12 protein-coding genes and 4 pseudogenes are annotated in these 13,075 nt (G+C 68.3%); 5 read left to right on the top strand and 11 right to left on the bottom strand.

What is annotated here, in order from left to right; all coding sequences use genetic code 11:
* Positions 1–214 precede the first annotated feature (214 nt).
* Together ABZU75_RS41455 and ABZU75_RS41450 are read left to right on the top strand one after the other, a co-directional pair.
* The gene (locus ABZU75_RS41455; RefSeq protein WP_355567293.1) at positions 215–691 is read left to right on the top strand and encodes a hypothetical protein; all 477 of its coding nucleotides are present in this window, start codon (positions 215–217) and stop codon (positions 689–691) included.
* Between the two features lie 281 nt (positions 692–972).
* Positions 973–1,272: a hypothetical protein gene (locus tag ABZU75_RS41450; RefSeq protein ID WP_355567290.1), complete on the top strand. Its 300-nt coding sequence runs from the start codon at positions 973–975 to the stop codon at positions 1,270–1,272.
* 155 nt (positions 1,273–1,427) lie between these two features.
* Here the strand turns inward: ABZU75_RS41450 and ABZU75_RS41445 are convergent, their stop codons facing one another.
* The gene (locus ABZU75_RS41445; RefSeq protein WP_355567287.1) at positions 1,428–1,577 is read right to left on the bottom strand and encodes a hypothetical protein; all 150 of its coding nucleotides are present in this window, start codon (positions 1,575–1,577) and stop codon (positions 1,428–1,430) included.
* A gap of 171 nt (positions 1,578–1,748) precedes the next feature.
* Here ABZU75_RS41445 and ABZU75_RS41440 point away from each other — a divergent pair, with 171 nt between their 5' ends.
* Complete coding sequence (locus ABZU75_RS41440) at positions 1,749–1,928, top strand: hypothetical protein (protein ID WP_355567284.1); 180 nt, start codon at positions 1,749–1,751, stop codon at positions 1,926–1,928.
* Positions 1,929–2,272: 344 nt separating this feature from the next.
* Here the strand turns inward: ABZU75_RS41440 and ABZU75_RS41435 are convergent, their stop codons facing one another.
* The 7 genes and pseudogenes from ABZU75_RS41435 to ABZU75_RS41405 form a co-directional block, all read right to left on the bottom strand.
* Complete coding sequence (locus tag ABZU75_RS41435) at positions 2,273–2,632, bottom strand: hypothetical protein (RefSeq protein ID WP_355567281.1); 360 nt, start codon at positions 2,630–2,632, stop codon at positions 2,273–2,275.
* A gap of 194 nt (positions 2,633–2,826) precedes the next feature.
* Complete coding sequence (locus ABZU75_RS41430) at positions 2,827–4,560, bottom strand: hypothetical protein (RefSeq protein ID WP_355567277.1); 1,734 nt, start codon at positions 4,558–4,560, stop codon at positions 2,827–2,829.
* A 230-nt stretch (positions 4,561–4,790) separates the two neighbouring features.
* Positions 4,791–5,114: a helix-turn-helix transcriptional regulator gene (locus ABZU75_RS41425; protein ID WP_355567274.1), complete on the bottom strand. Its 324-nt coding sequence runs from the start codon at positions 5,112–5,114 to the stop codon at positions 4,791–4,793.
* A pseudogene (locus ABZU75_RS41420) lies at positions 5,111–5,664 on the bottom strand (tyrosine-type recombinase/integrase). Before ABZU75_RS41420 ends, ABZU75_RS41425 begins: the two are co-directional and overlap by 4 nt.
* 704 nt (positions 5,665–6,368) lie before the next feature.
* Complete coding sequence (locus ABZU75_RS41415; protein ID WP_355567271.1) at positions 6,369–7,928, bottom strand: ATP-binding protein; 1,560 nt, start codon at positions 7,926–7,928, stop codon at positions 6,369–6,371.
* 124 nt (positions 7,929–8,052) lie between these two features.
* Positions 8,053–8,487: pseudogene (locus tag ABZU75_RS41410) on the bottom strand (MarR family transcriptional regulator); the annotation flags it as partial.
* Between the two features lie 114 nt (positions 8,488–8,601).
* A pseudogene (locus tag ABZU75_RS41405) lies at positions 8,602–8,808 on the bottom strand (helix-turn-helix domain-containing protein); the annotation flags it as partial.
* A 238-nt stretch (positions 8,809–9,046) separates the two neighbouring features.
* Here ABZU75_RS41405 and ABZU75_RS41400 point away from each other — a divergent pair.
* A complete protein-coding gene (locus tag ABZU75_RS41400; protein WP_355567268.1) occupies positions 9,047–9,712 on the top strand; it encodes a DUF4097 family beta strand repeat-containing protein in 666 nt (221 codons plus the stop codon).
* 154 nt (positions 9,713–9,866) lie between these two features.
* Positions 9,867–10,703, top strand: coding sequence for an alpha/beta hydrolase (locus ABZU75_RS41395; protein WP_355567266.1), 837 nt, complete (start codon positions 9,867–9,869; stop codon positions 10,701–10,703).
* Positions 10,704–10,858: 155 nt separating this feature from the next.
* Here the strand turns inward: ABZU75_RS41395 and ABZU75_RS41390 are convergent.
* From ABZU75_RS41390 to ABZU75_RS41380, 3 genes and pseudogenes are all read right to left on the bottom strand, one after another.
* Positions 10,859–10,930, bottom strand: a pseudogene (locus tag ABZU75_RS41390) (hypothetical protein); the annotation flags it as partial.
* Positions 10,931–11,056: 126 nt separating this feature from the next.
* Positions 11,057–11,875, bottom strand: coding sequence for an ABC transporter permease (locus ABZU75_RS41385; protein ID WP_355567263.1), 819 nt, complete (start codon positions 11,873–11,875; stop codon positions 11,057–11,059).
* Positions 11,872–12,816: an ATP-binding cassette domain-containing protein gene (locus tag ABZU75_RS41380; protein ID WP_355567260.1), complete on the bottom strand. Its 945-nt coding sequence runs from the start codon at positions 12,814–12,816 to the stop codon at positions 11,872–11,874. The genes ABZU75_RS41385 and ABZU75_RS41380 overlap by 4 nt, the downstream gene beginning before the upstream one ends.
* Positions 12,817–13,075: the final 259 nt, after the last annotated feature.

Here is a 13,075-nt window from a genome sequence, read left to right as displayed (position 1 = left end):
GACAAGGCTGGACGTCGGTGGATCACCATGGACCGTATGCGCAGGTGGGGGCGGGTATCAGGCATGGTCCCGCCCCCTTCCGGTTTGCCTGGGGGGCAAGGGGACGCAGGCATCAGCATCTTTGGTGCCGATACGTCCGGGACAAAAAGAGGGGGAGCGAATGTCCGCCGAGCCCGACCGGTTGCCGAATCCATCGCTACGCAGGCGCCTCCACATGTGCGTCCATGAGCGCCTGGAGGGCCGCTCATGCGGCTGGTGCGGCGTGTACGTGGCCTACGCCGGGCGCGGCCGCCCGGCCTTCTACTGCTCGAAGTCCTGCCGTAACCGGGCCTGGGAAGTCCGCTCGGCCGAGACCCGGCTGCAGCGCGACATCGCCGCCGGCACCGTGCGGACCGAGCCGGTGCGTGAGGTGGTCCGCGAAACCGTCGTGGAGACCCGCTTCGTCCCCGCGCCCCGCGAGCCCGCCGCGCCGGGCGTGACGTCGGCCGCCCCCGCGACGGCGCAGCAGTGGCTGGCGCACCTGGCCGAGCTCGCTGGGCAGCTGCGTGAGGGCGAGCTGGGCCGCCAGCACTGGCACCACGCCAAGCTCTACAACGCGATGCTCGATGCCATGGTCGACCTCGGCGTGGCCTACCCGGGCGGCCTGGACTACCTGGGGCGCGACGCCGCCCGGCGCAAGCGCAGACGCTGAGACCGCGACCCGTCGCACCGTTCGCCGGGGAGATCGGCGCTCGCATTACGTCCCGGACGTATTGGTTCGGCGTTCCTGGTCACGGCAGCAAGAAAGGCGATCAGGGCACCTGATCGACCCCTCGACCTCCGGGGAAGCCCGGCCGGATCGGGCCGGTTCGGCGAATCGCCGGGAGAGAGTGCCCCGAATCCGCACACTGAACAACATGACCGTCGAGATTCCCTGACAGCATCGGTCCGCTCACCGCGCTGCTGGACGCCTGCGTTCACTTCGCCACCCACGTGAACCTGCTCGCCGACCAGCTCGGCGATGTGGAGCTGACCGACGACGACGTCGAACGCCTCAGCGACGCGGCCACACGCGCCTTCACCACGGTCGCGCTGGCCACCTCGCTGACCGTCGGCCTGAAGCGCGAGGCTGGCGACGGCGAATGCCCGCACTACAACGTGCTCACCGACGCCCAAGCCCTCCCCGGCGGTTGTCGAAAGAATCCGACGGAGGGTGCCGGCGCCTCGCGGCGCCGAGCTGGTCGACGCGCCTACAGCGGGAGGGAGCAGCGGCTGGTCTTGATCCGGGGTTGAGGAACCTGCGGACAGCCGTTGGTGGTACCCGCGAGTAACTTAGCTGGATGCGTGGGCGGGGGTCGTCCCTGTACGCGCCGTCACCCCGCGAGCCCAGTTGTGGCCATCTGCACGTGCACGCTGGTCAATGTGCTGTAGAAGCTTCTTCGCCCCGGTTAGTGGTCGGTGATGAGGGCGTCCAGGGCGGCGGCTTTGTCGGCTTCGGTGGGCAGGGCGTAGCGGCGGGTGGTGTCCAGCGAGCCGTGGCCGAGGAGTTCGGCGACCAGGATGGGGTCTTTGCCATCATCTTGAACGGAAATGATCAACCACAGGACGACCTGCCGAAGCGTCCAGCTAAATTACTCACGGGTACCGCCAACGGCTGCCCGCAGGCTCCTCAACCCCGGGGCCTGCCACGCCCTCGGTCATGGCGCGCGACAGGATGATCTCTGCTTTCAAGATCCCCGACAGCGTCAGGCACTGAGACGCGGACACCAGTGATCGACAAGTCGCTTCTCAGTGCCCTCGGCGATGATGGCCGCGTCATCGCTGCACCTACGACTGAAAGGACAATCATGCAGGACCTCGACAACATGCGGGAACTCGACGACGCCGAGCTGGCGGCGGTCTACGGCGGCATGAACAAGAGCGAACTGACCATCCTCTCTAAGGACTAGCTCACCGAGTAGGTCCGGGAAGCGCCTGGGGGCAGAAATGGTTGCCCTACCATGGGCGATCTGGATGTGATCGGTCCTCTGATCCCAGGCGGTACCCTCTACGTGCATATCGCGGTCGAACTTCGTCACGGTGAACACCAACCCGTCCCATACAGCGGCGAGGGCCTCCCGCGCCCGCGCGTAGATCCCTCCTGAAACTCCCAAAACCCCTGCCACCGGGCCGATCCCGCTGGCCGCCGAGGGAGCCGTCGGGTTGGATGGCCTCATGGACCCCGGGACGCTGGCCCCTGAGCACCTGCTGTACACCGTCGACGTCGGCGCGATCGACTGGTGCGGCCATCGCCTCAGGTGCCCGCAGTGCGGCGCGGCGCGCACCTGGCGCCTGTTTGCCCAGTGCCAGCCCTGGACGGTCGGGGAGCAGGCGTGGGCGCGGTGCGCGGCCGACCACCACGTGACCCAGCGGAGTGCAGGCGAGTGTCTTGGGTGGCGTCGAAGACCTCCAGTGCCCGGGTCAGGATCGCCGGGAGCGGGAGCACCGAGGCGCTCGTTCCGGTGAGGGGCGTGCTGTCAGGGGCCTGCTCTTTGGAGTCGAGCGGGTCCGTGCTCAGAGCGCGGCCGTAGGTGATCAGAGCTTGCCCGATGGTGGTCAGGCAGTCGGCCAGCGCCTGACGGCGGATGTCGGTGGGGATGGGCTGCTGGGCCATGTGGTCCTCCGTGGTAACGGTGGGTGACCGCCAAATGGGGGGCGGTGATAACCGGCTCATGCGCGAGGTGCGGGCGGGTGTTGGGGTGTTGTAAGAAATAACCTCCGAGTTCCCGAGCCCCTCTCCAGGTCATCCAACCCCAGGACCAGGGCGTTTTCCGTGTAGAGCACGTTGCTCTGGCGGTTGAGGAAATCTCAGGATCGGTGAAGATTCTCCCTCGTCGCTGAGATTTTTGTAGCGGCGGTGAAGCCGAGGCGTCGCGTGCCGGCCCCGGTCAAGGACGGCTTGGTCCGGTATCTAGGCCGCCCCGACAGAGAACGCCTGCTCATGTGGGGGTCGGCTCCGTACACCAGCTCAGACGCCCCAGCCGCTCGCCGGGCCGGGCGGCCCGCCGTCGCCGAGTCCTGAGCACCGCCCAATGCCGCTCCGGGACCGGTTGACCGGAGACGCCCTTGGGTTCCGGCGAACCCCAGGGTGCACAACCTCCTAGACCACCCCAACAGCCTGGGCTCGAACCTTGGGTTCGCGGGAACTCTGGGGTTTCGACCGTTTCGACCCTTGGGTTCGCCGGAACCGGCAGGGTCCTGTTCTTCGGCAGGTGTGGTTAGGAGCTGGCGGGCTGAGTCGGCGTAGCGGATGGCGGTCGTGGTGTCGAGCCCGAAGACCGAGGCGAGGTGAAGGGGATCGGCGCCGCAGGCGAGGACTTCTTCGAGGATTCGGTCCACGCGCAGGCGTTCCAGGGTGGCGGCCTGCCGGTGGAGGATCAGGCAGGCGCCCTGGCCGCTGGCTGGTGCCGTGGTCGTGGCTGTTATGTGGTTGATGAGCAGGTGTGGGTTGGCGGTGTCGGGCCAGCGGGCAGCACGCTGGCGCAGCCAGTCGAAGAGCAGCTGGTAGGTGAGGTCGTCGAGCGGTCGGGCTCGCCCCGCGATGACGATGCGGCGGTTGCCGAGGTCGACGTCGTCCAGACGCAGCGCGAGCATGTCGGCCACGCGAGCGGCGTGAACCCCGGCGAGTGCGACCATGAGCCGTGCCGCTGGGGCCGTGGCGGCTTGGATAGACCGGTCGATGTCATCGGGGAGCAGAGGTTGCAGGACCCCGTAGTGATACCGGCCGACCTTGAGGCCCCGGGTGGGGTCGCGGAAGATCGTGCCGTTCTTCCTCGCGCGGGACAACAGCGACCGCAGCGCGATCAGGGCGTCACGGCGCTGGTTGCCATGGAGTTGGTCGAGCATGGCCAAGACATCGTCGCGGGTCACCTCACGCAGATGGTCGTAGCGTTCTGACCAGGCCAGCAGGATCGGCCGGATCCGGCTCATGTAGCCATAGACGGTCGCCGGGGCCCGTGCCTTGTTGCGCGGGCCGCCGTCGTGCAGGATCCTCAGCCAGGACTCGACGTCCCGGCCGATCCCGGGGGCCAAGCCGTCGAGCTTGCCGATGAACCAGTCCTCGAACGGCGGGCGCCGGTCGTCGTGGAACAAGCCCATGCGTTTGAGCACGTCGGTGGTTCGGCCGACGCCGATGACCCGTTTGCGCAGGAAGGGGAGCATCTCCGAGTGCAAGACGGGCTCCCCATCGACGCGGTCGGCCAGCAAGATGGCCAGGCCCTGCTCGATGTTCTCACAGATGCCGCGCTTCCAGCCGCGGGCCTGGCCCAGCAGGTGGATGGTCCATCGGGCCCAGGCCATCCAGGGGGCGTTCGGATTGAGGCGGTCGCGTGGGTCGAACCGTGCGTAGTCACGGGGAAGATCGAACAGCCGCAACGGGATCCCCGGAATCGGCGGGCGTCCCGCCGGGGCGGGATCCGGCTTGGGTGGGCGCCCGATCCGCCCACCGGGGTTGCGCACCCGGCCGTTGTTTTTCCGTTCCCGTCCCCGAAGCGGTGTCAGGTGGGCCAGGAAGAGCTGGTGATGGCGGATCTGCGACAGCAACGGCTCAACTCCGGTGACCGCTTGGCCCTGCGCATCATGGCGGGCCTGACACCAGCACAAACGGCAATATCCCTCACGCAAGGGCAGCCTCCGAAGACACCCGGCGCAGCGGCCGAGTGGAAAGCCTGAGGCGAACGACCTGCAGGCCCCGCATCGCCGGGTGGATAACACACCCCAGGCCAGGCAGTCCGTGCAGTTTCTGGGCAGCATTGATGTCGTTCCCCCTGGCATCACACCGGCGGGAGAGATCGTCCGTCCTTGCGTTTGGGCATCACCGACGGCCCTCCGGATGAGGCCGCCGCAGGCTGCTCGGTCGATTCGTCGGCGCGCTTGACCTTGTCGGGTTCGGGGATGAGAAGCTCGTCGACGCCGCAGCCGAGGACAGTGCAGATGACGTTGAGGTCGTCGAGTTTGACGCTGGCCGGATCGCCGGACCACAGGCCGGACATCTTCCCGGCGCTGATCGTCAGGCCGTGCTCGGCGAGCATGCGCTGCAGTTCGCTGGCCTTCCAGATGCCGCGGTTGGCAGCGGCCAGCCGCAGGTTCCACTTCATCGCCGTAGTCCTTCCAGCCGGGTGGCGGCGCGTTTTTGGCCGGCCAGCCAGGCATCTTCGACGTGGGTGCCGGTGACGTGCACGTAGTTCATGGTCGTGGCGATCCAGGCGTGGCCCAGAAGCTGCTGGATCGCGATCAGGTCCATCCCGGAGGCATAGAGCCGGCTCGCGCAAAGTGCCGCAGGACGTGCGGGGTGACGACGTCCGGCCAGTCCGGCAGGTGCGACGCGGCGGCCCTGGCCAGCGCGACGCGGATCGTCTCGTCCCCGACCCGAGCGGAGGTCCCGTCGGCGTTCTTGCGCTCCGAGGGCAGCAGCGCGACACCGGGCCGGGTGTGGTCGTCGCCGAACTGGCCCCACACGTCCTCGACGAACCAGCGCAGCGTCGCGCCCGCGTTATTGATCAGCGGGACCATCCGCTCGCGCGGGCCCGAGCCGCGGGAGCCCTTGCCCAGGCGGACGTGGAGCTTGCCGAACCGGCCCAGATCCCACTTGATGTCGGGCAGGTCCAGCTTGCAGGTCTCATTCACCCGCAGCCCGACCTCGGCCATCAACCGGCAGGCCGTGTAGTTCCTCGCGGCCGGCGCGAACTTCCGGCACGTCGCCAGTTCCTGGCGCCACCCGGTGAACAGCCTGCCGACCTGCTCGGCGGTCGGCGGGATGCGGAGCTTGGACTGCTGACGGCCGCGCGGCTGGTTCATCTCATCGATCGGGCACTCGACGACACGGCCGGTCATCTGGTGGATCTCGATCTTGTGCCGCAGCTCTAGGAACAGGAAGAACGTCTTGAGCGACTGGGCTCGCGACAGGCGGGTGCCCTTGGCGGTGCTGCGCAGCGCTTTCCCGAAGTAGGTGTCGGCGTCGGCGGGCTCCATCTCCCACAGGGGTCGGCCGAACCAGGAGCGGACCTGCTCCAGGTGCATCACATCCGAGCTGATTGTCCCGTCCGACAACCCCGCCGCCGCTCGTGCCAGCACGAACCCGGCCAGCACGTCGGTCTCCAGCGCCTCCAGGTCCTCCGTGGTGGCCGGAGCGCGCGCCGCTCGAAGGTCCTTCACCACCGCCAGCGCCAACTCCGGCCTCCTCATCTTCACCCGGTCGGCAAGAAGCTCGGCCAAGCCGGGGTCTCTTCACAAATCGTGAAGCTACTTCAACTCAGTGTGATCGCGCTGAGGAAGGCGGAAAGTCCCTGGTCCCAGGCCGCAGCGGCGGTATCCGAGAGCGGCAGACACAGTCGGAACTCAGGGGTTATTTCTTATGGAGGGCGCTGACCGGCCGGCCCTGCGCGAGGATGGCGTCTCCCATCAGCACGCTGCTGATCACGGTGGGAAGGTCGAAGCCCACTGCCGATTCCCGGCACTCGCGTGCGATGTCGGCGGCCTCCTGTAGATATCCCGCCAAGCGGAGCCCGGTAATCTGCAGACCGATCAGCGGGAAGCGTAAGTAGGCGAGTTCCGTCGAGCGACTCAGCCGCCTCGAGAAGCATTTCCGCATCCTTCGGCCTCAGCTGCATCCACGCCAGGTCTATCACGTGCATCATCGTGGCCCTGACCACTTCCGCATCCGTGCTGGCCATCGCGAGGAGCGCGGCCATCTCCGCATTCGCGGAGCCGGTCAAACCGGTGACCGCGGCCACCACGATCGCTTGGGCTTCGAACCCGCCGCCGGCTGCCTGCGCCGCACGTCCGAGTCGTACGGCCAAAGGAAGGTCGCACAGCTGAGCAGCGCGCCCGGCCGCCTCGGTGAGCAGGCGCCAGTCCGGTTTGAGGTCTGAATCCACCGCGAGGACGGCACGCCGCAGTGTGTCATCGACCCGGCGTGCCCCGGTTTCCGCCAGCGCTTGGCTGATTCGACCACGGAGCCGACGCGCCCGCAGTAACCCCATGCCTGCCCGCCGTACCTCCCCGTAGAGAGGGTGGGTCAGTCGCGCCTGGAGTCGACGGCCGGTCTGCTCGACGGAGATCAGGCCCGCCGCCTCGGCCTGCTCGACGGCCATTGGATCGGTAAGCCGGGTAAGCAGGCGGACACCCAACGACTCTTCGAGGGCGAGCAGGTCCACCACCGCACCCATGGACTCCGACAAATCTCCCATCCGGATCGCCACCAGGTCGACCAATCCTGGCGACACCGGTGACTCTCTGGACCACCGCCACACGCCTCTGATTCGGTGCAGCCGACGAGCCTCGATCTCCCCGTCGACGAGCTGCCGTAGGTACAGCGCGTTGCCCTGGGTGATCGCCCAGATCCGGCTGACACTGACGCCTTCCACCAGTCCACCAAGGATCGCCTCCAGCAGCGCACCGGTCTGCGGCTGCGGAAACGGCTGCACCTCAAGCCGGTCGAGATATCCGTCTTTCCACAGACCGGTCACCGCAGCAGGTGCGGTCTCGCCGGTGCGCACGGTGGCCACCACGGTCGCCATGTCGTGTACGACGAGCTGATGCACCAGCAGCGCCGAGACCTCATCGAGCAGGTGGGCGTCGTCAATCCCGAGCACGACTTCGGCTCGACCGGCACCGGCAACAAGTGCCCGGCTCGCCTCCCCCAGCAAAGACGCCGGATCGCCGCTCATCGGGCCCAGCAACGCCGCGAACGCCCCCAACGGGAGGCTGCGTCCCGACCCTGACCCAACGACCCAGCGGGTGACGGCACCGCGTTCACCGGCCAGCGCGACCGCCTGCCGAGCCAGCCAGGTCTTACCCACCCCGGCCGCTCCCGCGAGCACCACACCGCGCAGACCGCCGGCTCCCCGCGTCGCTTCGTCCAGGAACCGCAACTCCTCCAGCCGCCCCACGAATGGCCAACTCGGCTTCATACGGTCAACATTAGGAAACTGCGTCATCGCCGGGAAGTGTGATTCGGTTACATCATCCCCAGGCCATAACCATCTGGTGCTCCAGGTGCTGTAGAGAGACTGACATGACGATCGAGACGGCTGACTATCCGTGGCCTGGGCTTGGTTGAGCGGTGTCGTTCGAGGTTCTTTCGGGTCTGGTGTGGAGGACTTCGCGGGCCTGTTCGGCGGCGCGGGTGATGCTTTCGCTGATGAAGTCGAGGAAGCGGGCGATGTTCTCCAGGCGGGTGGCGGCGGGGGTGTGGGGGCCGAGGATGGCGACGCCTTGGCGTGCGGTTTCGACGAGCTGGTCGTTGGATCGGGCGCTGGCGATCGTCGCCTGGTAGAAGAGTTCGTCGTCGACGACGTAGCGGTCGCGGCGGCGTTCGCCGCGTTCTCGGCGGACGAGGCTCTGGCTCTCCAGGAAGGCGATCGCTTTGGAGATGGACGCCGGGCTGACCTGGAGGCGCTGGGCGAGTTGGGACGCGGTAAGGCTGCCCGCGTCGGTGGTGAACAGGCAGGTCAGCACCCGGGCCGTCATCTTGGTCAGGCCCGAAGCCATGAGGACGGTGGTGAACGTCTCCTCGTACTCGGCCACGGCCTCGGCGTCGCGTCCGTGCGGCTGGGGGACCGACTCCGGCCCTCGGGAGGAGGCGGGCCTGCGCCGGTGGGCGCGGCGTTCGGTGGCGCGGTGGGCCAGGTCGGCGCGGTAGGCGGTGGGGCCGCCGTTGCGCATCACCTCACGCGTGATCGTCGAGGTCGGACGGTCGAGGCGTCGGGCGATCTCGGCGTAGGGGAGGCTGTCGGCCAGCCCTAGCGCGATCTGCTGGCGTTCCTGCTGGGTGAGCCTGCCTCCCGGCATCGCGATCTCCTTGGTGATCCTTCGTGGCGGTCCCTGACCCTCCTACTATAGCGTTCACTTCTCATCCATTGCAATGATCAGGGCAGCTATCGTTGCGTTATCCTCAAGGCCATTGCAACACTTTTTCAGCTTCTACCTGCATAAATCTCGATTCCATGCAACAAGTATGTTGTTGAATTTCGGAAAGCAACGTAGCGTTTCCGGTATCAGAAACAACGAACGAGCACGGGAGAGCACGATGCAGAAGTTCGACACCCCCGCCCCGATCTCCGCCGTCCTGGACATCCCCGCCGGACGCATCCAGTTCATCGCCGCGGACCGCGCCGACACCACCGTCGAGGTCCTGCCCGCCAACCCCTCCAAGAGCCGCGACACCAAGACCGCCGAGCAGACCACCGTCGCCTACGCCGACGGCGTCCTGCGGATCACGGCCTCGACCCCCGACAACCAGCTCTTCGGCCCCTCCGGATCCCTGGAGGTCACCGTCCAGCTGCCCGCCGGCTCCCGCATCGAGGCCAAGGCCGCCGGCGCCGAGCTCCGCGGCGTCGGACGCCTCGGCGACATCGCCTTCGAAGGCGCATACCACCAGATCAAGATCGACGAGGCCGCGAGCGTCCGCCTCACTGCGATCGACGGCGACGTCGAGGTCGGCCGGCTCAACGGCCCCGCGGAGATCAGCACCGCAAGGGGCGACATCCGGATCACCGAGGCCGTGCGCGGCACGGTCGTGCTCCGCACCCAGTCCGGCGACATTTCGGTCGCCGCCGCCGCCGGCGTCTCGGCCGCCCTGGACGCCGGCACCGGCTACGGCCGCGTCAGCAACGCCCTCAAGAACGATGGCACCGCCGAACTCGACATCCGCGCCACCACCTCCCACGGCGACATCACCGCCCGCAGCCTCTAAAGAAGCAGAACCAGGACCATCCGGCCGGGCCCACCGCGATCGATATCCTGTCGGTCGTCGCCGAGGACTCGGCCGTCCGTCCCGAGGGGCCTGCGATCCACGTGCAGGTCCTGGAGAAGCCGTACAAGACGTCTAACGCGACCAGGTGGAACACATGACGAAGAACAGCACTTCCTCGACCAGTTCGAAGTGGACCGGCATGGTGCCGGTTGACGATACGGCCCTGGCCGTCACCGACACCGGCGGCGCCGGTATCCCTGTGGTCTACCTCAACGGCCAGTTCGCCACTCAGGGGTACTGGCGGCGGGTCATCGCTGAACTGGGGACGGGGTGGCGGCACATCACCTACGACGAGCGGGCCCGCGGCAAATCGAAGCGTTCGGTGGACTATTCCTTCGAGGTCGCCGTCCGAGATGTCGATGCCGTTCTCGCGGCCAGGGGTGTGGACCGGGCGCTGCTGGTGGGCTGGTCCTACGGCGCGGTCGTCGGGGCGCACTGGGCCAGCCGGAATCCGGAGCGCGCCCTGGGCGCGGTCCTGGTCGACGGCGCGTTCCCGCACGACTGGCTCGACGAGGCCATGGAGCAGCGGATCCGGAAGCTGTTTCGGCGGATGAGCTGGTTCCTGCCGCTGCTGCGCCCGACGGGCCTGGCCCCGCGGATGACCGCCGAACAGCAGGCGAACAGCAACATCGAGCTCGGCAGGCTCTCCCGCGAGCGCGAGCTGGGCCCGGTGCTGGACAACATCACCGTCCCGGTGCGGTATGTCGTTGCTTCGGGGAAGTCCTTCGGAAGCCGCGGTGATGAGCAGGAGCGGATACGCACCAGCCTCGATGCGGTGACCGTCCGCAACCCGAACATCCAGATCGGCGCGAGGGTCACCAGCAACCACGGTGCGATCCTCAAGAAGGACTTCCCGGCCATCGCCGAGGCCGTACGCGAGGTCGCCGCCCTCGACCGCGGGGAGGCCCTGAAGACACGACCAGCGGACTGACGACAACTACGCGTCCTCGCCACCATCGTCCAGCTCGACCACGTCCGGGTCGCGCAATGGCCGCAGGCCCTCACGCGGGACGGACGGGTGAAGCTGTAGCGGCCGAGCACGTTGAGGTTGCGGTGCTTGAGCGGGGAGAGCCGGGCGACATCCTCGTCTCGGATCTCGTGGCCCTCGGCGCGGAGCTGGGCGACGGCGTCGTCGATGTAGCGGGGGGTCCAGAGCACGACGGCGTTGAGGACCAGGCCGATTCAGGATCTGCTGCACCTTCTCGTGGATGTTGTGCGTCATGTGCATGCCTTTAGAAGGAGAACCATTGGAGGAGAACAAGACGGTCTTCGGTCCCTGGACGATCAGCGTCCTGTGCGCGTGTGGGCGCGCAGCGACAGCGGGACAAACACGACCAGCAGTGCGGCCGACCAGAGCAGGACGGTGGCGCCCGGGTGCGCGAGCGGCCAGGCCACGTCTCCGGACGGGGCGCCCGGGTTGCCGAACAGCTGCCGGGTGGCGGCGGTGAGCGCGCTGATCGGGTTCCATTCGGCGATGAACCGCAGCCAGGCGGGCATGCCGTCGGTCGGGACGAACGCGTTGGACAGCATCGTGATCGGCAGGAACAGCGGCACCATCGCGTCGGCGACCTGCTCGTCCTTCACCGCCAGGCCCAGGTAGACACCCACCCAGCTCAGCGCGTAGCGCAGCAGCATGATCAGCGCGAACGCCTCGGCGGTGGGGAGCAGGCCGTGGTGCGGCCGCCAGCCCACCAGCAGGCCCGTGGCCACCATGGCGGCCAGCAGCGGCACGCCGACCAGGGAGTCGGCGCCGCTGTGCCCGAACGGCACCGCCAGCCGCGCCATCGGCATGGAGCGGAAGCGGTCCATCACGCCGCGGGAGGCGTCGGTGGCCATCCGCCCCATGACCCCCTGCACGGCGGTGAAGGTCACCATCGCGAACAGGCCGGGCATGAGGTACTCGCGGTAGTCGCCGCCGCCCGGCACGGTGATCGCGCTGCCGAAGACGTACCCGAACAGCACCACCATGATGACCGGGAAGACCAGCGCGGCGACGATCTGCCCGGGCTCTTGCCGCAGCCGTCCCAGCTCGCGGCCGATCAGGGTCAGCCCGTCGGTGAGCGTCCAGCGCAGGCGGCCCAGTGGTGAGGTGAGGGCGGTCATCGTACGGTCTCCTTGCGGTCGGTGAGGCGCAGGAACACCTCGTCGAGGGTGGGGCGGCGCAGGCTCACGTCGGCGGCGGCGACTCCGGCGTGGTCGAGCTCGCGCACGATGTCGGCGAGCCGGAGGCGGCCGCCGGGCAGGGCGACGCTGAGCTGGTCGGCGCCCGTCGTCGTGGGATCGTTGCCGGTGAGGGTGTTCAGGACGGTCATCGCCGCAGGCAGTGCGGCGGGGTCTTCGAGGGTGACGTCGAGACGGTCGCCGATCGTGGCCTTCAGCTCGTCGGGTGTGCCGGTGGCGATCACCTGCCCGTGGTCGATGACGGCGATGTCGTCGGCCAGCCGGTCGGCCTCGTCCAGGTACTGGGTGGTGAGCAGCACCGTGGTGCCGTCGGCCACCAGCTCGCGGACGTTGTCCCAGATCTCGCCGCGGCTGCGCGGGTCCAGGCCGGTGGTGGGCTCGTCCAGGAAGAGCACCTGGGGGCGCAGGATGAGGCTGGTGATCAGGTCGAGGCGGCGGCGCATGCCGCCGGAGTAGCCGGCGACCGGCCGGTCGGCGGCGTCCATCAGGCCGAAGCGCTCCAGCAGCTCATCGGCCCGCCGGTGCGCCTGACGCCGCGGCAGGTGGTAGAGCCGGCCGAACATGCGCAGGTTGGCGCGGCCGGTGAGCTTCTCGTCCACGGCAGCGTACTGGCCCGCGAGCCCGATCCGCTCGCGCACTTTGCCGGCCTCGCGGACGACGTCGTATCCGGCGATGCGGGCGTGCCCGGCATCGGGAACGGACAAGGTCGCCAGGATGCGCACCGCGGTCGTCTTCCCCGCGCCGTTCGGCCCCAGCACCCCGCAGACCGTTCCTTTCGGGACGCTCAGGTCCAGGCCCCGTAGTGCATGGGTGTCACCGAAGGACTTGTGCAGCCCCTCGGCGACCACGATCGGATCAGGCATGACCCCTCCACTGGGTACGTTGTACGCGGTATGGCGGCCAAGTTAAGCCACTGGGTACTATGTACGCAACTAGGGAGTGGAGCCGGTGACCGACGCCGAGTACGTGAACATCTGGATGCGGCCCGAGCGCCCGGCCCGCGGGCCGAAGCCCACCTACAGCCGCGCGCAGATCACCGAGGCGGCGGGGGGGGGGGGCGGCGCCGCAGGGCGTGTTGTCGCCCCCAAGCGGGCGGGCGCCCCCCCGATAGGGGCGGGGCCG

It is taken from the genome of Streptosporangium sp. NPDC005286 (assembly GCF_040607515.1).
Taxonomy (GTDB): Bacteria; Actinomycetota; Actinomycetes; order Streptosporangiales; family Streptosporangiaceae; genus Streptosporangium.
The sequence above is the reverse complement of the archived record's forward strand: the minus strand, read 5'-3'. Positions and strand labels throughout refer to the sequence as shown.

Coding starts and splice junctions, on each gene's coding strand:
- ABZU75_RS41400 (WP_355567268.1), top strand. CDS start 9,047: ATGCAGAAGTTCGACACCCCCGCCCCGATCTCCGCCGTCCTGGACATC.
- ABZU75_RS41395 (WP_355567266.1), top strand. CDS start 9,867: ATGACGAAGAACAGCACTTCCTCGACCAGTTCGAAGTGGACCGGCATG.
- ABZU75_RS41425 (WP_355567274.1), bottom strand. CDS start 5,114: ATGAAGTGGAACCTGCGGCTGGCCGCTGCCAACCGCGGCATCTGGAAG.
- ABZU75_RS41455 (WP_355567293.1), top strand. CDS start 215: ATGTGCGTCCATGAGCGCCTGGAGGGCCGCTCATGCGGCTGGTGCGGC.
- ABZU75_RS41380 (WP_355567260.1), bottom strand. CDS start 12,816: ATGCCTGATCCGATCGTGGTCGCCGAGGGGCTGCACAAGTCCTTCGGT.
- ABZU75_RS41415 (WP_355567271.1), bottom strand. CDS start 7,928: ATGAAGCCGAGTTGGCCATTCGTGGGGCGGCTGGAGGAGTTGCGGTTC.
- ABZU75_RS41385 (WP_355567263.1), bottom strand. CDS start 11,875: ATGACCGCCCTCACCTCACCACTGGGCCGCCTGCGCTGGACGCTCACC.
- ABZU75_RS41435 (WP_355567281.1), bottom strand. CDS start 2,632: ATGGCCCAGCAGCCCATCCCCACCGACATCCGCCGTCAGGCGCTGGCC.